Source organism: Planococcus koreensis (assembly GCF_004761975.1).
Classification (GTDB): domain Bacteria; phylum Bacillota; class Bacilli; order Bacillales_A; family Planococcaceae; genus Planococcus; species Planococcus koreensis.
This window is the reverse complement of the sequence record NZ_RQII01000068.1, coordinates 1-24,187: the sequence shown is the minus strand read 5'-3', so window position 1 is coordinate 24,187 and position 24,187 is coordinate 1. Positions and strand designations below refer to the sequence as shown.

General features: G+C 46.9%; 18 protein-coding genes and 2 pseudogenes. All 20 read right to left on the bottom strand.

Annotation, left to right across the window (positions count from 1 at the left end; all coding sequences use genetic code 11):
• The gene (locus EGV91_RS15490) at positions 1 to 798 is read right to left on the bottom strand and encodes a YmfK family protein (protein WP_135505268.1); all 798 of its coding nucleotides are present in this window, start codon (positions 796 to 798) and stop codon (positions 1 to 3) included.
• Positions 799 to 918: 120 nt separating this feature from the next.
• Positions 919 to 1,638: an elongation factor P 5-aminopentanone reductase gene (gene ymfI / locus EGV91_RS15485; protein WP_135505266.1), complete on the bottom strand. Its 720-nt coding sequence runs from the start codon at positions 1,636 to 1,638 to the stop codon at positions 919 to 921.
• The gene (gene yfmH, locus EGV91_RS15480; RefSeq protein ID WP_135505264.1) at positions 1,635 to 2,936 is read right to left on the bottom strand and encodes an EF-P 5-aminopentanol modification-associated protein YfmH; all 1,302 of its coding nucleotides are present in this window, start codon (positions 2,934 to 2,936) and stop codon (positions 1,635 to 1,637) included. Before yfmH ends, ymfI begins: the two co-directional genes overlap by 4 nt.
• Entirely contained in the window at positions 2,929 to 4,203 is a 1,275-nt protein-coding gene (gene yfmF / locus EGV91_RS15475) for an EF-P 5-aminopentanol modification-associated protein YfmF (protein WP_135505262.1), read from the bottom strand. Before yfmF ends, yfmH begins: the two co-directional genes overlap by 8 nt.
• A gap of 150 nt (positions 4,204 to 4,353) precedes the next feature.
• Positions 4,354 to 5,313 carry an ABC transporter permease gene (locus tag EGV91_RS15470; protein WP_135505260.1) on the bottom strand — a complete coding sequence of 320 codons (960 nt, stop codon included), beginning with the start codon at positions 5,311 to 5,313 and terminating at the stop codon, positions 4,354 to 4,356.
• A gap of 1 nt (position 5,314) precedes the next feature.
• The gene (locus EGV91_RS15465; RefSeq protein WP_135505258.1) at positions 5,315 to 6,361 is read right to left on the bottom strand and encodes an ABC transporter permease; all 1,047 of its coding nucleotides are present in this window, start codon (positions 6,359 to 6,361) and stop codon (positions 5,315 to 5,317) included.
• Positions 6,351 to 7,919, bottom strand: coding sequence for an ABC transporter ATP-binding protein (locus tag EGV91_RS15460; RefSeq protein WP_135505256.1), 1,569 nt, complete (start codon positions 7,917 to 7,919; stop codon positions 6,351 to 6,353). The genes EGV91_RS15465 and EGV91_RS15460 overlap by 11 nt, the downstream gene beginning before the upstream one ends.
• Positions 7,920 to 8,211: 292 nt before the next feature.
• Positions 8,212 to 9,287 (bottom strand): annotated as a pseudogene (locus EGV91_RS15455) (BMP family lipoprotein).
• Between the two features lie 48 nt (positions 9,288 to 9,335).
• Positions 9,336 to 10,064, bottom strand: a complete 729-nt coding sequence (locus EGV91_RS15450) for a GntR family transcriptional regulator (RefSeq protein ID WP_135505254.1) — start codon at positions 10,062 to 10,064, stop codon at positions 9,336 to 9,338.
• A gap of 175 nt (positions 10,065 to 10,239) precedes the next feature.
• Positions 10,240 to 12,568, bottom strand: a pseudogene (locus EGV91_RS15445) (FtsK/SpoIIIE family DNA translocase).
• 81 nt (positions 12,569 to 12,649) lie between these two features.
• Positions 12,650 to 14,317: a ribonuclease J gene (locus EGV91_RS15440; protein WP_135505252.1), complete on the bottom strand. Its 1,668-nt coding sequence runs from the start codon at positions 14,315 to 14,317 to the stop codon at positions 12,650 to 12,652.
• Between the two features lie 137 nt (positions 14,318 to 14,454).
• Positions 14,455 to 15,465, bottom strand: coding sequence for an aspartate-semialdehyde dehydrogenase (locus EGV91_RS15435; RefSeq protein WP_241666206.1), 1,011 nt, complete (start codon positions 15,463 to 15,465; stop codon positions 14,455 to 14,457).
• Positions 15,466 to 16,029: 564 nt separating this feature from the next.
• Positions 16,030 to 17,253, bottom strand: a complete 1,224-nt coding sequence (locus EGV91_RS15430) for a M16 family metallopeptidase (RefSeq protein WP_135505250.1) — start codon at positions 17,251 to 17,253, stop codon at positions 16,030 to 16,032.
• A 62-nt stretch (positions 17,254 to 17,315) separates the two neighbouring features.
• Positions 17,316 to 19,430 carry a polyribonucleotide nucleotidyltransferase gene (pnp, locus tag EGV91_RS15425; protein WP_135505247.1) on the bottom strand — a complete coding sequence of 705 codons (2,115 nt, stop codon included), beginning with the start codon at positions 19,428 to 19,430 and terminating at the stop codon, positions 17,316 to 17,318.
• 518 nt (positions 19,431 to 19,948) lie between these two features.
• Positions 19,949 to 20,218, bottom strand: a complete 270-nt coding sequence (gene rpsO / locus EGV91_RS15420; RefSeq protein WP_135505245.1) for a 30S ribosomal protein S15 — start codon at positions 20,216 to 20,218, stop codon at positions 19,949 to 19,951.
• A 137-nt stretch (positions 20,219 to 20,355) separates the two neighbouring features.
• Positions 20,356 to 21,306 carry a bifunctional riboflavin kinase/FAD synthetase gene (locus tag EGV91_RS15415; protein ID WP_135505243.1) on the bottom strand — a complete coding sequence of 317 codons (951 nt, stop codon included), beginning with the start codon at positions 21,304 to 21,306 and terminating at the stop codon, positions 20,356 to 20,358.
• 1 nt (position 21,307) lies between these two features.
• Complete coding sequence (gene truB / locus EGV91_RS15410) at positions 21,308 to 22,237, bottom strand: tRNA pseudouridine(55) synthase TruB (protein ID WP_135505240.1); 930 nt, start codon at positions 22,235 to 22,237, stop codon at positions 21,308 to 21,310.
• A gap of 112 nt (positions 22,238 to 22,349) precedes the next feature.
• Positions 22,350 to 22,703, bottom strand: a complete 354-nt coding sequence (gene rbfA / locus EGV91_RS15405; protein ID WP_135505238.1) for a 30S ribosome-binding factor RbfA — start codon at positions 22,701 to 22,703, stop codon at positions 22,350 to 22,352.
• An 18-nt stretch (positions 22,704 to 22,721) separates the two neighbouring features.
• Positions 22,722 to 23,000 carry a DUF503 domain-containing protein gene (locus EGV91_RS15400; RefSeq protein ID WP_135505236.1) on the bottom strand — a complete coding sequence of 93 codons (279 nt, stop codon included), beginning with the start codon at positions 22,998 to 23,000 and terminating at the stop codon, positions 22,722 to 22,724.
• Positions 22,997 to 24,187: translation initiation factor IF-2 (gene infB / locus EGV91_RS15395; RefSeq protein WP_135505234.1), on the bottom strand; the 1,191-nt coding region annotated here is incomplete at its 5' end. The genes EGV91_RS15400 and infB, both read right to left, overlap by 4 nt.

Below are 24,187 nucleotides of genomic sequence, written 5' to 3'. Positions count from 1 at the left end.
TTAAAAGTTGAAACCGCCGAACAGATCCGCTTGGTTCCGGTCGTCCATGAAGTTGTTTTTTTCTAGTACTTCATACGTAATCTTCTCGTCTGGATGATGGCGCAATTCGATTATATAATCGAAATCTTCTATGTTGTATTCAGATTGCTGGACAAACATATCGGGGTGTTCGACTACTTTTATCGTCGGCATCCGCATCATTTCCCTCACCAATTGCATATGGCGCTCATCTCCTGAACGGCGGGTGACGATGCCATCCAATATGAAGATGTTGTTTGCGTTATGTTCATCGCCCATCAATTGGTTGCGTACTGTCTGCTTGATCATTGTCGACGACAGGAAAATCCATTTTTTGTTGGCGCTGACGCTGGCAGCGACAATGGATTCCGTCTTGCCGACCCGCGGCATGCCGCGTAGGCCGACCAGCTTATGGCCTTCCTGCTTGAAAATTTCAGCCATGAAGTCAACAAGCAGCCCCAGTTCATCGCGGACAAAACGGAAGGTTTTCCGGTCATCCGCATCGCGCTGGATATATCGTCCGTGGCGTACGGCCAGAATATCACGGAGCTTCGGTTCCCGGTATTTTTTGACCGAAATTGTTTCAATAGTGGAAACAATCTGCTCGAACCGCTCCAATTGGACATCGTGCTCCGCTCGCAGAAGCATTCCGCGGCGGCCTTGGTCGACGCCATTGATGGTGACAATATTTACCCTCAACATACCTAGAAGTGAAGCTATATCTCCTAACAGACCCGGACGATTGACTTGAATTTCGTATTCAAAATACCATTCTTTCACACATCATCCGACCTTTCAATACAGTGTTTGCCCTTAAAAGTTCCTACCTCTTATGATAGCGGATTTACGGTCTCAAGAAAAGAGGTAATAAAAAAAGAAGGAAAACCTTTCCTTCTTTTTCTACATATGCCATCCGCCATTTACATTCAGCGTCTGCCCTGTTATATAGTCGGCTTTGCCGCTAACCAAAAAGGCCACAGCATCAGCGACATCCTGCGGATTGCCAAGCCCGAGGGGAATGTCCTCCTCGATTGCCGCCAATTCCTCTTCCAAGAATTCTTTGTTCATTTTCGTCTGAATAAATCCTGGTGCCACTGCATTGACGCGAGTGCCAGTCGGTGCCATTTCTTTCGCGTAAGCTTTGACAAAAGACAATTGTGCGCCTTTTACTGACGAATACATCGTCTCCATCGCTGCCCCGGTCTGGCCCCAAACCGAAGAGACGAACACGACATAATTTTTAGGGTGGCGGTGAAAATAGGGGGAAATCAATTTGATGGCAGTGACAGGGTTTTTCACATGCACCCGCCACAGCTCATCCATTTCCTGCTCATCTGTATCCAGCAGCATTTTCATCAAGGCATGGCCGCTGGCTACGATAATGCACGATGCATCGAAAATATTCGATGCCAACACTTCACCGCCATTGTCATCCGCAAAATCGGCCTGCACCGGAATAAACTCCTGGAACGCGAATTTTTTCTCAAGCCGCTCCGCCAATTGGCTGACAGGTGTCGAATTATAGTGGAGATACAGCGACCAGCCATCCTGCGCCAGCTCTTCTGCAATAGACTCCCCTATCTCGCCTGAAGCGCCCATAATGACCGCAAACCGTTTCACTGTTCGCCCTTTTTAGGCGGAACGATTGTAAACGATGAACGCTGGCTTTCCTGGCTGACCGACGCAAAAGTTTCCTGCAAATCAGGAACTTCGATTTTTTCCAGTGCTGGCACAACGTCAAACAAGTTCATGTTGTTGAATGCATAGCGGGTGAACTGATTGGCGATGTATTCCGGTGAATTCAACGCTCTTAGGAAAAAGCCGATTTTCTTGCGGCGCACTCGGTCCAAATCCGCTTGGCCAAATGGCCATTTCTCGATTGCCCGGTCCAGTGTGTCGTTGATTTCCTGAATCAATTTCTCGGGAACAGACGTATCTGAACCAATCAATGCATAGCCGAAGCCGTTTTCAAGTGAATAATCGAACGAATAAGATTCATCGATCCAACCGTTTTCATAAGCATTGTGATAAAAATCGGAAGTGCGCCCAAACAGCAATTCATAAGCCAATTGGGCTGACAATTCATGTTTCATCATGTCTTCTCCGGACAGATTCAAAAGCTCTGGTTTTACGCCGATGAACACTTTCGGTTTTTGCACACTCATCTCCAGCGTCCGTTCCTTGATCGCAACTTCTGCTGGCTCTTCTGGATAAACCCTTTCGATGTCCTGCGGCTCTTCAAACGTTTTGCCATCTTGATTCTCTTTAATGAAGCTGATCATGCTTTCCGGTTCGACCGCTCCTACTATGAACAGCACCATGTTCGATGGGTGGTAGAACGTGTTATAGCATGTGTACAGATGCTCCGCTGTGATGTCCTGGATCGATTCGACCGTACCGGCGATATCGATTTTCACCGGGTGGTTCTTGTACATGTTTTCTATGACGCCGAAATACAGCCGCCAATCGGGCTGATCGTCGTACATCGTAATTTCCTGTGCAATGATGCCTTTTTCCTTCTCAACTGTGCTTTCCGTGAAATAAGGGCTCTGCACAAAATTAAGCAGTGTTTCCACGTTTTCATCGATTTTGTCCGTTGCCGAAAACAGATAGGCTGTCCGTGTGAATGAAGTGAAAGCATTCGCAGATGCGCCTTGCTTGCTGAACTGCTGGAAGACATCGCCATCCTCTTTCTCGAACATTTTATGCTCCAGGAAATGGGCGATGCCATCAGGAACCTTTATCGCTTCTTTTTCTCCAAATGGCACAAAATTATTGTCGATTGAACCGTATTTTGTTGTAAAAGTTGCGAAGGTTTTGGAAAACCCTTTTTTCGGCAGAATATAGACTTCAAGCCCATTGTCTAATTTTTCATGGTATAAGGTTTCGTCTAATTGTTTGAATTCGACTTTATTCAACAGAATCATCCTCCTTGCCTGATAGGAAATACGTCATTTCGAGAGACAGCTCATTAGCAGCCGCTGCGATATCTTCTTTTGTAATGGAGTTCCATCTGCTGATCAGGTAATCAGGTTCGAAAGCTTCCGTCAGTTCCATGTATTGATCGTAAATGTCGATTTGCCCACGAGCATTATCAAGCGCTTCCCGCAATTGGTTGGTCAGCAATGCTTTTGTCTGGCCGAGTTCCACATCCGTGATATTGCCTTTTTTCACTTCTTCTAATTGTTCAAGTACAAGCTTGACCGCTTTTTCTTCAAGCTTCGCGTCTATACCCGCCAATACGAACATCAAGCCGAATTGGGAAGCATACGAACTCGACACGTAATACGCCATGCTTTCTTTTTCACGGATATTGACGAATAGTTTTGAATGCGCATAGCCCCCGAAAACGCCGTTCAGCAATTGCATGACTGGGAATTTCTCATCCCGGAATGTGATTGGCGAGTAAAAAGCCATATGCAGCTTGCCTTGCTTCATGTCTTCGAATTCGACAACACGCTCCTGCTCTGGTTTTGTCAATTCGGTCGAAGGAGCTTTGATCGCTTGCTCGCGGTCTCCAAAATGGAAGAATTCCTTGAAATGCTCGGCAATCAACTCTGCTTTGATGTCGCCAACTGCATAAATTTCAATTTCATTGTTCTTGATCATTTCCTCGTATTCTTCGACGAGCTTCTCGTTCGTCACGTTAGCGACTTCTTCAATCGTGCCGTTCGGCTGTATTGACGCCGGGTGATCAGGCAGCGCCAATTCCATCAGGCGCTGCTGTGCGTAACGGGTCTTGTCATCGAAAATGGATTCAATGCGATGTTTAATCGCTTCCTGCTCACGTTTGAAAATTGATTCCTTGAACAAGCCGTGCTCGAAGTTCGGTTTGAACAAGACGATGTACATTAAGTTCATCACTTTTTCGAGTACGCCTTCTTCCGACAAATACTCATCGTTGACGGTTTCGACATTCAAGGTGACGATATGCTCGTTGCCCCGTTTCGAAGAATCTATGTATAGCGAAGTGCCGTATAAATCATCAAGCACCATGCGCAATGCTGTATGCGATGGATAGACTTCGTTGCTGTGCTGGAGCACATTCGCCAAAATCGTCCGCGCAGAAGCTTTTTCCTTTGTCAGTTTATCTTTGAACTTCAGCGAGAAATTTATGGTTTTGAATTGCGTCGTTTCGTGTACGTGGACCTTGACGCCTTTAGCGATATTGACTGTTTCAAACATATGTATTTCCCCTCTCTCTCATCATAGGTTAACTATACCGAACCTCGTAGCTAAAGAAAAGCTCTAGAGACTGTAGCGCTTTTCCATAAAAATGAAAAAGGCATGCCCAGTGAACCGGGCATGCCTTCGATAGAGAAAATTTTATTCAGCTTAGCGTTGGCCTTTGATGTAAGGCACACCGTTTGCTTTTGGTGCATTCGCGCGGCCGATAAAGCCAGCCAACGCAAGAATCGTCAATACGTATGGAAGGATCAGCAAGAACACGCTTGGAATGTCTTTGATGTACGGGATGGATGGTCCGACGATACTCAGCGATTGCGCGAGGCCGAAGAATAATGCCGCTCCCATGGCGCCCAGCGGATGCCATTTCCCGAAAATCATTGCCGCCAAAGCCATAAAGCCCTGCCCATTGATCGTTGCATGTCCGAAGTCGCCGGAAATTGTCTGTGCATAAATTGCACCGCCGATGCCTGCAAGTGCTCCGGAAATCATTACAGCGATATAACGCATTCTGGCAACGTTGATGCCCATTGTATCAGCAGCCATTGGATGTTCACCTACAGAGCGTAAGCGCAAGCCGAATGGCGTCTTATAAATGACGAACCAAGCCACGATAGCAACCACGAGCGCAAGGATCGACGTGTTGTACATTTTTGAAAACAGCATCGGTCCGAGAACCGGAATATCGGAAAGGAACGGTACATCGTAACGCGGGAAGCGTTCCGTGATGAAGTCCGTTTGCCCTTTATCGAAGATTTTCTTAACTAAATAAAGTGATAACGCAATGGCGAGCAAGTTGATCGCCACCCCGGAAACTACTTGGTCCGCACGGAATGAGATCGACGCCACTGCGTGGACGAGCGATAGCAATAAGGCAGCGGCCATCGCTGCAATAAGCGCCAGCCAAGGAGTTGCGTTGCCGAACTGATCTGCAAACAGCAAGTTGAACAAAATTCCGACGAAAGCACCGATGACCATCAAACCTTCAAGACCGATATTTACAACACCTGAACGTTCGGAGAATACGCCGCCGATAGCTGTCAAAATTAATGGTGCAGCGTAAAATATGGCTGAAGGAACGATGAAATACAAAACTTCCAAGAAACTCATATTACTTCGCCTCCTTCTTTTTAGCCGCGCGCAGCAGGAATAGGCGGATGATATAACCTGATGCTACGAAGAAAATAATAACCGCGATGACAATTTCCACGATTTCCAATGGAATTCCGGCAGCATTCGGCATGTTCAAAGCTCCGTATTTCAATGAACCGAATAATGTCGCGCCGAAGATGACGCCAAGCGGTGTGTTCATGCCCAGCAAGGCAACTGCGATGCCGTCAAACCCGATGCCGGTGAAGCCGCCTTTGGAAGAAACATATTCGAACGTTCCAAGTGCTTCCATCGAACCAGCAAGACCGGCAAACGCACCGGAAATGACCATTGCGAGGATGACGTTTTTATTGACGTTCATGCCTGCGTATTCGGAAGCGTTGTGGTTGAAACCGACCGCTTTCAATTCGAAGCCCAAAGTTGTTTTCTCTAGAATGAACCACATGACCGCAACCATCGCCAGCGCAATCAAAATGCCGTAATGGAGGCGTGAAAAGTCCGTCAAGTTCTGGAAAAATTCCGAACGCAGCGATGCACTCAAGAAAATCGACTCGGTTCTGTCGCCGCCGTCCGAAACGGTTTTGATCAACGCATTTGTCGTGTGCAGCGCGATATAGTTCATCATAATTGTAACGATTACTTCGTGTACATGGAATTTCGCTTTCAATAGCCCTGGCACAAAGCCCCATAGAGCTCCAGCTGCAGCTGCAGCCAAAATCGCCAATGGCAAATGGATGATTTTCGGCAATTCAACAGCTACCCCTACATATGCAGCGGCAAACCAACCGACGATCAATTGCCCTTCGACACCGATATTGAACAGTCCCGAGCGGAATGCAAATGCGACTGCAAGACCTGCCAAAATATAAGGTGTAATTTGGCGGATCGTTTCACCAATTGTATAAAGGTCTCCAAAAATACCGTTCCATAAAGCGGTGTAGCCGACGATCGGGTCATAGCCCGATACGAGCATAACGATTGCACCGACCAATAAACCTAAAATAACAGATATGACGGGGACCAGAAGATTCGTAGCTCTAATTGACATGCTGATCCTCACCTTCTTTCTTTGAATCATTATTGCCATTGCCTTGTGCTTTGACAGAGTGTCCTGCCATCAGCAGCCCAAGCTCTTGTTCCGTCGTTTCTTCCGGAACTACGACATCCACGATTTCGCCATCGTGGATAACCGCAATGCGGTCCGATACGTTCATGACCTCATCAAGTTCGAATGAAATAAGCAGAACAGCTTTGCCGTTGTCACGTTGTTCGATCAAGCGGCTGTGGATAAATTCAATCGCACCGACATCAAGCCCTCGAGTCGGCAATGCTGCAATCAGCAAATCAGGATCCCGGTCTACTTCACGGCCGATAATCGCTTTTTGCTGGTTACCGCCCGATAAAGCGCGCGCTGGTGTGTGCGGCCCTTGCGTACGGACATCGAAATCCTTGATGATTTGCAATGCTTTTTCATCGATTTTCTTGTAGTCGATGATGCCGCCTTTGGAAATCGGCGATTTGTAATACGTCTGCAGTGAAATATTATGGCCAATCGGGAAATCCAGCACCAAGCCGTGTTTGTGGCGATCCTGCGGAATGTGGCCGATACCGGCTTCCGTCACTTTGCGCGGTTTCAAGCCCGTAATGTCTTTATCGTGCAGTGAAATGGTGCCGCTTTTAACTTTGCGAAGTCCGGTGATCGCTTCGATCAATTCACTTTGTCCGTTTCCGTCGATTCCCGCAATTCCGACAATTTCACCTTTGCGGACTGTCAGATTCAAGCGTTTCACTTTCTCAACGCCGCGGTAATCTTCCACTACCAAATCTTTTATCGAAAGCGCATCCTCTGTTGGATTAGCTTGCCCTTTTACTGTTTTGAATTCCACTTGGCGTCCGACCATCAACGATGCCAGGTCAGCCGGATTGGTTTCCGCTGTGATGACGGTGCCGATGCCTTGTCCTTTGCGGATGACTGTTACACGATCGGATACATCCATGATTTCTTTCAATTTATGGGTGATCAAAATGATTGATTTTCCTTCAGCAATCAAACGTTTCATGATTTGGATCAATTCGACGATTTCCTGCGGTGTCAGCGACGCGGTCGGTTCATCGAATATGAGGATTTCCGCTCCGCGATAAAGCGTTTTCAGGATTTCCACTCGCTGCTGCATGCCAACGGAGATATCTTCGATCAATGCATGCGGATCCACATTCAGGCCATATTGTTCAGAAACTTCCTGCACGCGCTTCGCTGCATCTTTTTTATTGGTGACGCCGAATTTCGTCGGTTCGTTGCCCAAAATGATGTTTTCCGTAACGGTGAAGTTCTCAACGAGCATAAAATGCTGATGGACCATTCCGATACCGAGATCATTGGCGATGTTCGGGTTTGAGATATCAACCTTTTTGCCGCGCACACGAATTTCCCCGCCTTCTGGCTGGTACAAGCCGAAAAGCACGTTCATCAATGTCGATTTCCCCGCTCCATTTTCACCTAATAATGCATGAATTTCGCCCTTTTTCAATTGAAGCGTAATATCATCATTGGCGACAAATGTTCCGAATTCTTTTCGTATATTAAGCATTTCAATAACATATTCCATTGTTCTCACTCCCCCGAAAACTGGTGACTTATTTTTTAGAATTACCGTTGCATCGTATAGAAATTGACACATGAAAGGTTTCTATTGGCGTGTTGTATAGGTTAATCGCTTTGGACAGCGCAAATATTAATGCCTCAATTCTTTAGGCAGTGCCTTCACAGCTGTTTTGCAGAATTTATGCGCGTTCAGCGAGTTTTCATTTAAAAACCTTTCATCTATCAATCCATTTTTGAGCAAAAAAAATCATAAAGACCGGTTAAACCGGTCTTTATGATGACCGTATCAAAAGAACTTATTCAGACAAAGTTTCTGGTACTGTTACTTCGCCGCTAGCGATTTTCTCTTTGTACTCATCGATTTTAGCCATAACATCGTCAGGAATCGCGCCGCGTGAATCCGCAAGGCCAACGCCATCGTCAGCTAAACCGTAAGTAGTTGTTTCGCCGCCTGGGAAGTTTCCTTCTTTAGCTTTGTTAGAGATATCAAGAACTGCTTGGTCAACTCGTTTAAGAACTGAAGTCAATGTTACGTTCGCATCGCCAACTTGTCCTTCATCGTATTGGTCAGCATCTACGCCGATAACCCATACATTTTCATCCGGGTTAGCTTCTTTGCGTTCCTTGGCTTCAGTGAATACACCGTTTCCTGTTCCGCCAGCTGCGTGGAATACGATATCCGCGCCAGAATCATACATAAGAGCAGCAGTGGATTTACCCAATTCCGCTTTATCAAAAGCACCTGTGTACTGAGCATCAACAACGATTGATTCGTCTACAGCTTTAACGCCTTCTTTGAATCCAGCTTCAAAGCGTTCGATTACAGGAATGTCCATGCCGCCGACAAAACCGATTTTTTTCGTTTCCGTCATCAAAGCAGCAGCAACACCTGCAAGGTATGCGCCTTCTTGCTCTTTGAACAAGACGCTGGCAACGTTTGGAGCATCAACAACCGCATCGATGATACCGATTTGAGCATCAGCTGCTGAGCAGCAATTTCTTTAACCGCGCCTTCCATCAAGAAACCAATTCCGAAAACGACATCAAAGTCGCGGCGGATCAAGTTGTTCAAGTTGGTGTTGTAATCAGCGTCAGACCCTGACTGAAGGTAGTCGATGCCGCCATCGCCCTTTTTAAGGCCGTTTTCTTCACCGAACTTCTGCAAACCTTCCCAAGCCGATTGGTTAAATGATTTATCATCTACGCCCCCGACATCAGTTACCATAGCAACAGAAAAGTCGCTTGTTTCTTCAGCGCCTTCACCGCCGCCAGAACCGCCAGATGTCGCTTCTTCTTCGCTGCCGCATGCTGCAAGCATTGTGCTCGCTGCAAGCATAACTGAAAGGCCTAGAGCAAATTTACGTTTAATCAATGTGATAACCCCCAAGGTAATTTTTGATAATAGCAGGAATTTGCCGTTTTACACACGTTTGCGAACTACATGGAAACTGAATTTATCAGCTCTGAAGTAGTTCTTTGAATAAAGCACCATACGATCGTCCTCATCATAGTGGAACTGTTTTAACTCGAGTAATGCTGTTTCCGGGTCGCATTCCAATATCGGTGAAGCCTGGTCATGATAGCCGATTGGATCGATGAACGTGACGGCATACGCAATATGGATGTCACCGGACTCCTCAATTGCTGAGAAGATGGAACTTTCTGTGCGTCCGAGAAAATCTCCAGGCAAATACCGTGAAGGAACTTTGTCGATGCAATACACGACGGGTTCCCCGTTTGCCGTTCGGACGCGTTCAATAGTAATAATTGAGTCATCGTCTTCGCAATGAAAGCGTTTTATATCCTCTTCAGAACAAGGAGCCTCGTGGGTACTTAAGTAAATAGCACCGGGCTCCATGCCTGCTTGGCGGATCATGTCGGAAACACTCGTCAATTGTTCGATGCCCGATGAAAAAACCGGTTTCGCATTGACGAAAGTGCCAACTCCATGGCGCCTAACGATGATATTGTCTTCTTCCAGCAGCCGCAGCGCTTCTCTAAGAGTGGCGCGGCTGACTCCAAGTGTCTTGGCCAGTTCAAATTCGGATGGCAGCTTCTCTTTCTCTTTGTACAATCCGGCAGCAATATCCTGCTTCATGCGGTCAATAACTTGAAGATACAAAGCGCGATGATCCGATTTTATTGTCATACGATTCACCACCAATGACAGAGATCAGACATCTGATGTAAAACATTCCTACTAATCAAAATTACTATAACATTAATTTAAAATGAAATAAATAGTCTTTTGTCGAATTTTGCGATTTTCATTTCAAAGATTTCAAAAACTCTAATCATTTTGTCACAAAAAAAAGCAGGAAGATTTAATAATCTTCCTGCTTTGGCACTAATACAGTCCTTGGTTTGCTGCCTTCGTACGGGCCGACAACGCCGCGCTGCTCCATTTGGTCTATGATGCGGGCCGCTCGTGAATAGCCGACGCGGAACCTTCTTTGCAGCATCGATACCGATGCTGTCTGCATTTCGGAAACCAATTGCACGGCTTCGTCGTATATTTCATCTGTTTCTTCGTCAATCGCTGATTCATCGACTTCGGTCGGTATCATATCTTCCTGATACTGCGCTTTTTGCTGTTCGATGGCGAAATCGACGATTTTCTCAACTTCGGAATCTGACAGGAACGCCCCTTGCACGCGGACCGGTTTGGATTGGCCGGCACCGAGGAACAGCATATCGCCGCGGCCCAGCAATTTCTCAGCGCCGCCCATATCCAAAATGGTCCGCGAATCGATTGCGGACGATACCGCAAATGCGATCCGGGAAGGGATATTCGCTTTGATGACGCCCGTGATGACGTTGACGCTCGGACGCTGTGTCGCGATGATCAAATGGATTCCCGCGGCGCGGGCCATCTGTGCCAAACGCGTGATGGCATCTTCCACTTCGTTCGAAGCGACCATCATCAAATCAGCAAGCTCATCAACGATGACGACGATGAATGGCAATTTCGGATGTTTGTCTTCATTTTCTTCATTGAAAATGCGGACGTATTCATTATAGCCTTCAATATTGCGCGTTCCGGTATGGGAAAACAGCTCATAGCGCCGTTCCATCTCGGAAACGATTTTCTTCAATGCCTGGGCCGCTTTCCGCGGATCGGTGACGACAGGCGCCAGCAAATGTGGAATGCCGTTATAGACATTCAATTCGACCATTTTTGGATCGATCATCATCATTTTCACTTCATGCGGCTTCGCGCGCATGATAATGCTCGTGATAATGCCGTTGATGCACACCGATTTCCCGCTTCCCGTCGAACCGGCTACGAGCAAATGCGGCATTTTGTTCAATTCGGTCATCACGGCTTGGCCGGTGACATCGCGTCCTAAGCCAAACAATAACTTGGCATCAGGCTTGTTGTTTTCTTCCGACTCCAATACCTCGCGAAGCGACACAATCGCCACTTCCGAGTTCGGCACTTCGATGCCGATAGCGGATTTGCCTGGAATCGGTGCTTCGATCCGAATATCCCGTGCCGCCAGCGCCAGCGCCAAATCATCGTGCAGGCTGACAATCTTGCTGACTTTCACGCCCGTATCCGGCAGCACTTCGTATTTTGTTACCGCTGGTCCCAAATGGACTTGCGTCACTTTTGCGCGGACGCCGAAACTTTGGAACGTCTTCTCGAGCTTTTTCGCGTTTTTTTTGGATGCCAGCGTATTCGCCGCTTTGGTCGCTTTGCGGCGGCAAATTCAATAAATCGATCGGCGGCAGCTGGTATTCTTCGTTTTCCAATTCTTCTGCAGTCGTCATCAAGTTCACATCGCCAAGTTCTGGCGTTGCCTCTATTTCGTCTTGTACTGCTGGAGGCGTTTCAGGTTTTCTCGGTTTGACATTTTCTGTAAACGCTGAAATGATGGGCTCTTCTGTTTGCATATCAAAGCTTTTCACTTCAGGAATTTCATCGATTTCATCATAAGCCAGCACTTCATCGGCTTCGAACGGCTGTTCCAGCTGTGCTTTGCGTCGCGGCGAGGATATGCGCTTCGGTTTACCTTGCTTGAACCGGTTCATCACCCCATCGAGTACTGGCCGCATGCTGGGCACTTTTTCCGCCAGGTAAGGCGCTGCCGTTTTGCCAGTCAAAATGATTGCGCCGATTGACAGCAGGATCAATGCTATGATCCACGTTCCTGCTGTATCGAATAACACATGGAACATGGCATACAATAATGCGCCCATTATTCCGCCGCCGCTTGCAGTATAGGTTTGCCATACAGAACCTGTAAGCTGCGTCGACTTGATCGTTTCGGATAATACATTGCTCGTTGTGATTGGCAAAATCGAACCGGATGCCCAAATCAAATGGCAGATCAGTAGGGTACCTGTCAATACGAACAAGCCGCTTGCTAATAGTTTCAGGCGCGGTTTCGGCCAAGTGCGCTTCACCATGACGTGTATGGCTATTGCCACCAGCACGATTGGCACAAAAATAGCCAAATACCCTGTCAATAATTCGGCTGTATTCAACAGCATTTTGCCGATGATGCCAAGCTGGAAAGCCATCAATACGGCGACGCCGATAAGCAATAGCCCGATGACTTCATACCAGATCATCGCCATTGGCTGTTTCTTTTTAGAAACCGGCTTTTTCTTTGCGGGTGTTTTTCTTTTCACCTGAGCCCGTGGCATTACGATCCCTCATTTCCTCAAAATTGAAAAAGGATTTCCTCCGATAAGATCGGTTCGGAAATCCTTTCACCTCTTTCTCTCTTAGTACTCCATAATAATCGGAATGATCATCGGACGGCGCTTCGTTTGCTGGAATAAATAAGAATTCAATGTGTCGCGAATTTCCTGTTTGATGTTATTCCATTCAAAAGCATCTTTTACGACATATTTGTCTACTACTTTACGGACCAATTGAGTGGACTCTTCCATCAGCTGCTCGGATTCACGCACGTAGACGAATCCGCGTGAGATCATTTCCGGGCCTGATGCGATTTTCTTCTCTTTGCGGTTCAAGGTTACAACGACGATGAAAATTCCGTCTTGGGACAATAGTTTGCGGTCGCGCAAAACGATGTTCCCGACGTCGCCGATGCCGATGCCGTCAATCAGGACATTGCCTGCAGTGACACGGCCGCTCATGCGTACTTTGCCTGCTTTGTATTCAACAATATCGCCTTTGTCAGCGATAAAGATATCCGACTTCTGGATGCCGACTTGCTGTGCCAATTTCGAATGGGCAATCAGCATTTTGTATTCTCCCTGGATCGGAATGAAATACTTCGGCTTCATCATGTTCAGCATCAGTTTCAAATCTTCTTGGCTGCCGTGTCCGGAAACGTGGACTTTTTTATCAGAAGTCAACACTTTCGCGCCGGCTTTCGCCAATTTGTTCATTGTCTGGAACATAGGGACTTCCATGCCAGGCGACGGAGTGAATGTGATCAATACCGTATCCGTGTCTTTGATCTTGACATCCTTATGCTGCTTGCGAACCATTTTGTCCAATGCTTCAAGCGGCTCTCCTTGGTTGCCTGTAACAATGATGACCACTTCTTCGTCACGGTATTGCTCAAGGTCTTTCAAAGAGATGACTGTATCTTCTGCGACGGTCAAATAGCCGAGGCGCAATCCCACTTCGTAGCTGCTTTCCAGGCTTTTGCCGGCAACTGCCACTTTTTTGCCTGTTTTTTGGGCAAGGTCGAAAACCTGCTGGATGCGGATAAAGTTCGATGAATACAATGAAACCAAAATCCGGCCTTCCGCTCCAAGAAACGCTGTATATAAATGATCGTAAACAACTGTTTCAGAAGTCGTATAGCCAGGGCGTTCCGCTTCAGTTGAATCGGACAATAGGAACAATACGCCGTCGTCGCCCAATTTCGCCATTTTCGAAATGTCCGGACGGTAGCTGCCTCTTACGGATTGGTCGAATTTAAATTCGCCTGTATGGACAATCGCGCCTTCGGATGTATGGAAAGCGATGCCCAAAGCGTCTGGAATACTATGTGTCGTATGGAAGAATGTCACGTGCGTTTTATCGAAATTCATGCGGCTTTTGTTTGTCACTTCAAAGAATTTGACATGCTTCAGAGAACCTTGTTCTTTGATATGCTCTTTGGCAAGCGCAATCGTCAATTTCGATCCGTAGACAGGCGCCTGGATCTTTTTCACTAAATAGGCAATTGAACCGATTGCATCTTCGTGGCCGTGAGTCAGGAAAATCCCTTTGACGCGGTCTTTGTTTTCTTCCAGGAACGTCATGTCCGGAATAACGATATCGATTCCAAGCATTTCATCTTCCGGGAACATCAGGCCGCTGTCCACTACGAACAGGTCCTCATCAATTTCAATCACGTACATGGCCTTACCGATTTCACTGACCCCGCCAAGCGGGATAACTCTAATTACTTCATTTTTAATTTTACTCAATTTATTTCCTCCTAAATTTTACCCGTACATATCCATAGACTTTATTATACGGGAATTTCAGGTAACAGTCCAAAGAAAAAACAAACCGGCGTTTCGCCCGGTTTGTTTGGTTTGCATTTATGATGGCTTGCGAGCCTTTAAATGATGTTTTGCTCAATCATCGACTCGGCGATTTGAACTGAATTGAGTGCCGCGCCTTTGACCAGATTGTCTGATACGACCCATAGGTGGAAGCCTTGCGGATTGTCGAGGTCTTGGCGAATGCGACCGACAAACACTTCGTCGAGCCCAGCTGCCATCAACGGCATCGGGTAAACCTGGTTTGCGGGATCGTCCATCAGCACGACACCAGGTGCGTCAGCGATTGCCTGTTTTACTTCATCGACTGTCGGCGCTCCTTCAAGTTCCACATAAACCGATTCCGAGTGGCCTGTGACGACCGGCAGGCGGACACATGTCGCGGCAACGGCTAAACGGTCATCGTGCATGATTTTTTTTGTTTCGTTGATCATTTTCATTTCTTCGTATGTGTAGCCATTGTCGGTAAACTTATCGATTTGCGGAATGGCATTGAACGCAATCGGATAATGGTGCTCTGCGGATTTCACCGGCAGCATTTTCGCTTCGGCATCTTTCGCATTGTCAAAATCAGCCGACTGGCTTTTCAGTTCATTGATAGCCCCTATGCCGGCGCCTGATACGGCTTGGTATGTGGAGACGACGATTTTCCGCAAGCCGTATTGTTCTTTAAGCGGCTGCAAGGCACAGACCATTTGAATGGTCGAGCAGTTCGGATTCGCTATGATGCCTTTATGCTGTGCGATATCTTCCGGGTTTACTTCCGGCACGACGAGCGGCACTTCGGCGTCCATGCGGAAAGCGCTGGTGTTGTCGATGACCACTGCCCCACGTTTGACGGCTTCCGGCGCAAATTGCTCGGAGATGCTGCCGCCTGCGCTGAACAACGCAATGTCGATCCCTTCAAATGATTCCGGTTTTGCTTCTTCGATGGTATAGGTATTGCCTTTAAATTCAATTTGCTGACCGGCTGAACGGCTTGATGCCAGGAATTTTATCGTATTCACTGGAAAATCGCGTTTTTCCAATTGCTCTTTCATCTGTTGTCCAACTGCACCCGTGGCGCCCATAATTGCTACATTATATGTTTTCAAACAACTCGCTCCTTCAAAGATTATTGGCGTAATTGTACCACAATTCACTACGCTAGAGAAATAGATCATTGAATATTCCACTCACTATTGCTCATAAAGCACTTTTCATAAACTTTTCATTTCGCTTCAACTTGTTCGAAGCCCTGCGCTCCATTCAAAAGGGATTAATAATAAAATATTTCTTTGCAATAAAAGAAAAAAGAAGTATATCCAGTTTCTTGATAATCTTCAACGGTTTCATAGAGTCGCCTTTTCCGTTAACCCGTGTTAAATCGGGTTTAACATGTATTAAATCGAAGTTAACATGCGTTGGCAGATCATCAACATGCATTCAACGGCTGTTAACACGGCTTATTCGGCTTTTATCCGGCACTAGCCAATAAGCGTCTCGCTTCGACCCAAGTTGAAGAACCCATTATGAAAAGCCGCTCGCTTCTGCGAACGGCTCCTTTAATTGAAAAAATGCATTTCGCCATTAGCGAAATGCATCCATTTATTATTGGACTCAAAAGAAGGTCCTTCTATAAAACTAGCTTGTGATTAAGCTTCGTCCATCTTGGAGCGGATAATTGAGATGGCTGGATCTCCATCGAATACTTCCAGCAGCGAAGTGACGCGCTCTGGTGAAACGGCTTCGATGCGGGCCAGGATTTCATCATAGCTCGGATGTTTTCTCAACAGCAATTCATTTTTGCCGTTGCGGTTCATGCGTGCGCTGGTGCTTTCAAGCCCAAGCATCACATTGCCTTTCAGCTGCTCTTTGGAATCCGTTACTTCTTCAGCTGTCGGGCCGTGTTTGCGGATTTCCTGGAGCTCTGTAATGATGACTTCCTGCAGCGCATCCATTTGCTCGTTTAACGTGCCGCCGTAGATTGCAAGCGTGCCGTGGTCAGAGTATGCGGAATGGTAGGAATAGACGGAATAGGCAAGGCCGCGTTCTTCCCGTATTTCCTGAAACAGGCGCGACGACATCGAGCCGCCGACAATATTATTCAGTACCGTAAAATTAAAAATATCTTTATCTGTGATCGACAAGCCGGGATAGCCCAAGCTCAGATGGCCTTGCTCGGTTTCTTTCGTTTTGAACGAATGGCCTGGCGTGAAAATCGGGAAACGGTAGTTTTTTTCAGTTTCCAGCCGGCGGAACGAACCGAAAAGCTTTTCGATCAAGCGGATCAATTCCGGCGTGATTTTTCCTGCGACCGAGATAACGGTGTTATCCGGTGTATAATGGCGATCCATAAAATGCTGGATTTTGTCTTTCGTAAAACTTTTCAGCGTTGTGCCTGTTCCGAGGATCGGCGCACCCATCGAATGGTGCGGGTACATGACGCGCCATAATTGTTCCTGGACATCGTCATCCGGCATGTCTTCAGTCATGCTGATTTCTTCGAGCACGACTTGCCGCTCTTTCTCGATTTCCACCACGTCCATTTTGGAATTGAAGAACATATCCGCAAGCACCGAGACCGCATGCTCTGCATGGTGGTCCAGGATTTTCGCGTAATAGCATGTATATTCTTTTGATGTATAAGCGTTGATATCTCCGCCTATGCGATCAAACTCTTTTGCGATGTCTTTAGCTGAGCGCGTTTCTGTCCCTTTAAAGAGCATATGCTCAATAAAATGCGTAATGCCGTTTTCTTCAGGGGATTCATCGCGTGAGCCGGCTTTGACAAATACACCGACTGCCACTGAGTGGAAATGCGGGATTGATTCGGAAACAATGCGAAGGCCGTTTCCGCAAGTATGGATAGTAACCATGGAAAAATTCCTCCTAATGCGAAAAAATTGCCAACCGGAGCTGGCAATTTCACTATTTTTTCTTATTCAGCTGCTTTTTCAGCCGCTTCTTTTTCTTCCTTCAAGACAATCTTGCGAGATAAGTTCACACGGCCTTGGCGGTCGATTTCGACAACTTTCACTTTGATGACGTCATCCATTTTCAAGACATCTTCCACTTCTTTCGTCCGTGCTTCCTGGATTTCAGAAATGTGGAGTAGTCCGTCTTTGCCTGGGAACAATTCAACAAATGCACCGAATTTTTCAATTCGCTTCACTTTGCCTTCGTAATATTCCCCGACTTTCGCTTCGCGGACGATGTTTTCAATCATCGCTTTCGCTTTTGCGTTCATTTCTTCATTTACCGATGAAACGAAGATTGTGCCGTCCTGCTCTGTATCAATCTTAACGCCTGTTTCTTCGATGATTTTGTTGATGACTTTACCGCCAGGTCCGATTACATCGCGGATTTTATCCGGATTGATTTTGACCATGATAATTTTCGGTGCAAATTCAGAAAGATGGGTTTTCGGCTCAGAAATTGTCGCCAGCATAGATTCCAAAATGTGGATTCTGCCGACTTGCGCCTGAGATAAAGCTTCTTCGAGAATTTCGCGTGAAAGGCCATCGATTTTAATGTCCATTTGAAGTGCAGTGATGCCTTTAGCAGTTCCTGCAACTTTAAAGTCCATATCTCCAAGGTAATCTTCCATCCCTTGAATATCGGATAATACTGTATAGTTTTCGCCTTTTTTCACAAGTCCCATCGCAATTCCGGCTACAGGTGCAGTAATTGGCACGCCTGCATCCATCATCGCCAATGTAGAAGCACAGATGCTTGCCTGTGAAGTAGAGCCGTTCGATTCCAATACTTCCGCAACTAAGCGGATTGTGTACGGGAAGTCTTTTTCGCTTGGAAGAACAGCTTCAAGTGCACGTTCTCCAAGAGCCCCGTGTCCGATTTCACGGCGGCCAGGGCCGCGCAGGAATCCAGTCTCACCGACTGAGAACAACGGGAAATTATAATGATGCATGAAACGCTTCGATTCATCGAGGCCAAGGCCGTCGATGATCTGGACGTCGCCAAGTGCACCAAGTGTACAGATGCTCATCGCTTGCGTCTGCCCGCGTGTGAACAAACCTGAACCGTGTGTGCGTTTCAATAGCCCGATTTCAGAAGATAATGCACGGATTTCAGAAGGCGCACGGCCATCTGGACGGATTTTTTCATCCGTGATTAAGCGGCGAACTTCATCTTTGACCATTTTATCTAAAATTTGGCCGGCTTGTTTCTTCACTGCATCATCAGAATCTGCATAAGTTTCCAAAACGCGTTCTTTGACTGCAGCAATCGCGTCATTGCGCTCCTGTTTTTCACTTACTTGGACAGCATTGACCAAATCAGTTTCAACAGCCGATTTGATTTCTTCCATCAAGATCGGGTCCAATTCATACAATTGAATCGCTGTTTTCTCTTTGGCAACTTCAGCAGCAATCTCTTCCTGGAATGCGATCAATTTCTTGATTTCTTCGTGGCCGAACATGATTGCTTCCAAAATGACTTCTTCAGAAACTTCTTTCGCTCCCGCTTCCACCATGTTGATCGCATCTTTTGTTCCGGCAACAGTCAAGTTGATCGAGCTTTGTGCCAATTGGTCATTGGTCGGGTTGATGATGTATTCTCCGTCAACCATTCCAACGATAACGCCAGCAATCGGTCCGCCAAAAGGAATATCCGAAATCATCAATGCCAATGAAGAACCGAACATTGCGGCCATTTCTGACGGGCAATCCTGGTCAACAGACATTACCATAGAAATGACTTGGACTTCGTTGCGGAAGCCGTCTGGGAATAACGGACGGATTGGACGGTCGATTAAACGGCTGATAAGCGTCGCTTTTTCAGATGGACGCCCTTCGCGTTTGATGAAACCGCCAGGGATTTTGCCGACAGCGTATAAACGCTCTTCATAGTTAACTGTGAGCGGGAAGAAATCCAATGTCTTCGGCGTTTTTGAAGCAGTTGCAGTGGAAAGCACTGCTGTATCGCCGTAGCGGATTAATGCTGCTCCGTTTGCTTGTTTTGCTAATTGACCGACTTCGACCTGCAATGTGCGGCCAGCCCAATCGAATGTATAGACTTTTTTAGTTTGCTCCATAATCGAGCTCCTCTCTCTTACAATGTTTCATCCCCAGTCAAGCCGTGGTAAACGTGCTTTCTGAGTGAAATTCCTCTTTATGTATCTTCTATATAAGTTGAACTAAAGAAGAAAGCTTCTGAATATCGCTTCGGTCGCTTTGGGCATGGCTCCCGCAAAAAGCCAGGCAAAGAACGCCTGTCTTTCTGCTTCGCCTAGCCCCTTGCCGCGCCTTCGCTGGATAAGCACTATGAAAAATAAATAGCTTATGTGCTTCTGCTATTTGTAGATACGGAGTAAAACTGCCGAGACGCCTGCGGGAAAGCGAGAAAGCTGAGACCCTGCAGGAGCGCAGCGACGAAGCGGCTCAGTGCTCGCCCGCGGCAAGCGAGGCAGTTTTACGGAGTAGCTGCAAGTAAAAATTTATTAGTTCAACTTATATAGTAGTGTATCAAAAAAGCATTCATCATGCGATTGAATGTTGAATTTTTTACGCATAAAGAAAAAGCGGGACGAATCCCGCTTTTTTCTGGTTGTTATTATCGGCGTAAGCCAAGTTTCGCGATCAAGTCACGGTAACCTTGTACATCGTTCTCGCGCAAGTATTTAAGCAAGTTACGACGGCGTCCTACCATTTTGAAAAGTCCACGGCGTGAGTGGTGATCTTTCTTGTGGGTACGCAAATGTTCGTTCAAGTTGTTGATGTCTTCTGTAAGAATGGCGATTTGAATATGTGCAGATCCAGTATCTGTATCGTGCACTTTGTATTCACTGATCAATTCATTTTTACGCTCTTGAGTGATTGCCATACTGTGTCCACCTCCTAATTTCTGATATCCCCAATTACTGAGCAAACGTTGGTGATTCGATTTGCCAAGCAATGGTTTGTACTGTTTCAGTACTAACAAATCATAGCATATGCCCCGTGCAAAATCAACACCGTCGGTCAGCCTTGGGATTTAAAAAATTCAATTGCTGTTTCCTTGTCGCGCTGGATCTGGCTCTTCAGTTCTTCGATGCCCGAAAACTTCTGCTCGTCGCGGATGCGTGCATACCAGTCAACAAGGACCATTTCTCCGTAGATGTTCTTATCAAAATCCAAGATGTGGACTTCGACGCTGAGCCTTTTCTCATCGGGGTTGTTGAATGTCGGTTTGAAGCCGACATTGCAGACTCCGTCGTAAACCGCACCTTGCACCCAGATCCGGACAGCATAGACGCCGCGGCCGGGCACGAATGTGCCGATTTCCTGTTCAACGTTGGCCGTCGGGAAACCGATCGTGCGTCCGCGCTTATCGCCATTGACTACCGTCCCGGAAATGCGGAACGGCCGCCCGAGAAGCCGGCAAACTTCCCCGACTTCACCGGACTTCAACAAGCTGCGGATCCGCGTCGAACTGATTTTCTCTTCGCTGTCTTCCTGCTTCTTGATAATAGTGACACCAAACGCACCATCCGCCATTTCCTGCATCAATTCCATATTGCCTTGGCCTTTGCAGCCAAATGAATAATCGAATCCGGCTGTCACATGAACGACGCCCAGATCTTTGATAAAGTGCTGAACGAATTGTGCGGGAGTCAGCTGTGCAAAGTCGGAAGTGAAGCGGACGATAAAACAGATGTCGACGCCCATTTCACTCAGGATCTCCATCTTTTCCTGCATCGGCGTAATATAGAAGACTTCTTCTTTTCTGCCGCCGAGCACGAGCGAAGGATGTGGATCGAACGTCATGACAGCGGATTTGGCATGAAGCTTGCCAGCAACCTGGATCGCTTCGCTGATGACTTTTTGATGTCCCTTATGTACGCCGTCAAAAAAACCGAGCGCCAGTGAAACAGCGCCAAGGTTTTCTGAAGGTTTAACGTGGTTCGGGTAGCTTAAATGGATTATTTTCATCTTACACCTCGTCGATTTCGGGAAATCCGAACATTTTTTCAGGCTTCATCTTATCCGCTTTTTCTGGATGGCGCTTATACAGCGCGACCGGTTGGCCATTGACCGTAAACACAAGAAATTCATGTTCACTCATCATCGGGTGGCGGTCCAGCACTTGTCCGTTCTTTATGCCGAACAGCAAATCTGCTTCAATCTCAGTTTCCGGAAAATCCCCTAAGCCGTAGCTTAACGGTTTCAGAATCGTGCCGATATCTCCATTTTGGGCAATTTCAGCCACTTGAGCAAGTGTAAAGCAATCCTCCGCTTTGAATTTCCCCGATTCCGTCCGCCTCAAATTCGACATGTGCGCTGGAAAGCCAAGCGCTTCGCCGATTTGAACCGCCAAGGTCCGGATATATGTGCCTTTGCCGCAGCGGATGAAAATGGAGAATTTCAATTCCTGGCCGCTCCATTCCTGTGCATCATCGAGCAATTCGATCGAGGCGATGCGCACTTTGCGTTCTGGACGTTCTACAGGAATTCCTTGGCGCGCATACTCATAAAGCTTTTTGCCATTGACTTTCACTGCTGAATACATCGGAGGGATTTGCGTAATTACACCCGTTAAACTTTGCAGCACAGCCTGCAGCTGTTCACGTGTCACCTTTTTATCGCTGTCGTCCCTTTCGACAACCGCACCGCTCGCATCTTCCGTTTCAGTCGAATAGCCGATTGTCACTTCCGCTTCGTACGCTTTGCCTTGGTCTGTGATGTATTCCGCCACTTTTGTCGCGCGTCCGATGCAAATCGGCAGAACACCGTCCACATCCGGATCCAAAGTGCCGGTATGCCCCACTTTTTTGGTTTTCAAGATTTTTCTTAATTTAAATACACAATCATGCGAAGTCATGCCTTTTTCTTTCCATAAAGGGAGAACGCCGTTCAATTCCATCTTATCTCAGCTCCCAGCCATATTTTCTGACGCCGCTATTTGGCGGTTAATGCATCTTCCACAAAAAAAGCCTGCTGATCTAAGAAAATTAGACAGCAGGCTTCGGGTGGGATCATTGTTCTTCGTTCGGTTCTTTGATGTCACGCAATAGTGAATCGATCCGGTTCCCGTATGCTACAGAGGAGTCAATTTCAAACGACAATTCCGGCGTTTTGCGCAGCCGGATCCGCTGTCCGATTTCAGAACGGATAAAACCTTTTGACTTAGACAAGCCGAGCAAAGTTTGTTCTTTCGCTTTATCATCACCAAGCACGCTGATATAAACAGTCGCTTGCTGAAGATCACCTGTAACTTCCACATCCGTCACGGTTACGAAACCGATGCGCGGATCTTTCAGCTTACGGCTGATAATGTCGCTAAGCTCTTTTTTCATTTGCTCGCCTACACGATTAGAGCGCATAGTCATTTTTACTTCACCTCGTTCTTACAAATATTCTTTATGGATTTCAAGGCATTCCCATGCTGGATTGCTTTCCAGAAAGTGCAGGACGCGCTCGATTTCTTTGTCCGCTGCATCTTTCGAAGAAGACACAGTGACAAATGCAAGGCGCGTTCGCTGCCAGACGTTCTGGTGATCAATTTCCGCACCGGAAACATTGAATTTCTGTCTTGAACGGGTCAGCATGCTTTTGACCACTGCCCGTTTTTCTTTTAACGAATGGGCTACTGGAATGAAGAATTCACATTCCATGTAGAGAATCATTTACGTTCGATTTCTTCCATGATGTAAGCTTCGATGATATCAAGTTCTTTGACATCATTGAAGTTTTTAATCGTGATACCGCATTCGTAGCCTTTTGCAACTTCTTTTGCATCGTCTTTGAATCGTTTCAACGTGTCGATCTCGCCTTCGAATACGACGATGCCTTCACGGATGACGCGGACGCCGCTGTCGCGGGTGATTTTGCCTTCGATTACATAGCTTCCGGCAATTGTCCCGACTTTAGAGACTTTGAATGTGCTGCGCACTTCGGCTTGGCCGATGATTTTCTCTTCGAATTCAGGGTCCAATAACCCTTTCATCGCAAATTCGATTTCTTCGATTACTTTATAAATGATGCGGTGCAGGCGGATATCTACGCCTTCTGCTTCTGCAGCACGTTTTGCGTTGATGTCAGGGCGTACGTTAAAGCCGATGACAATTGCATTTGATGCTGCTGCAAGAGCAACGTCTGATTCCGTAATGGCGCCTGCGCCCGTGTGGATGATTTTAACATTGACGCCTTCAACATCGATTTTCATCAATGAAGCAGCCATCGCTTCAACCGAACCTTGTACGTCAGCTTTGACGATCAAGTTCAATTCTTTCATTTCGCCTTGCTTCAACTGGTCGAATAAGTTATCGAGCGTGACGCGTGTTTTCTCAGAACGCTGAACTTGAAGCGCTGAAGTTGCACGAGTTTCGCCGACTTGGCGTGCAGTTTTTTCGTCTTCGAAGACGACGAAACGGTCGCCCGCTTGCGGTACGTCATTCAAGCCTGTGATTTCAACTGGCGTCGATGGGCCTGCATCTTTAACACGGCGACCAAGGTCATTGACCATTGCACGGACGCGTCCGTATGTGTTGCCGACAACGATTGGATCTCCAACATTGAGTGTTCCGTCCTGCACAAGCAACGTAGCAACTGAACCGCGGCCTTTATCAAGCTCTGCTTCGATTACAGTACCGATTGCACGGCGGGCAGGATTCGCTTTCAATTCACCGACTTCAGAAACAAGCAGGATCATTTCAAGCAATGCATCGATGCCTTCGCCTTTAAGGGCAGAAATCGGAACGAAAATCGTTTCGCCGCCCCATGCTTCAGGTACAAGTCCATGCTCAGTCAATTCTTGCATCACGCGATCAGGGTTTGCGCTTGGCTTATCCATTTTGTTGACCGCAATAATGAT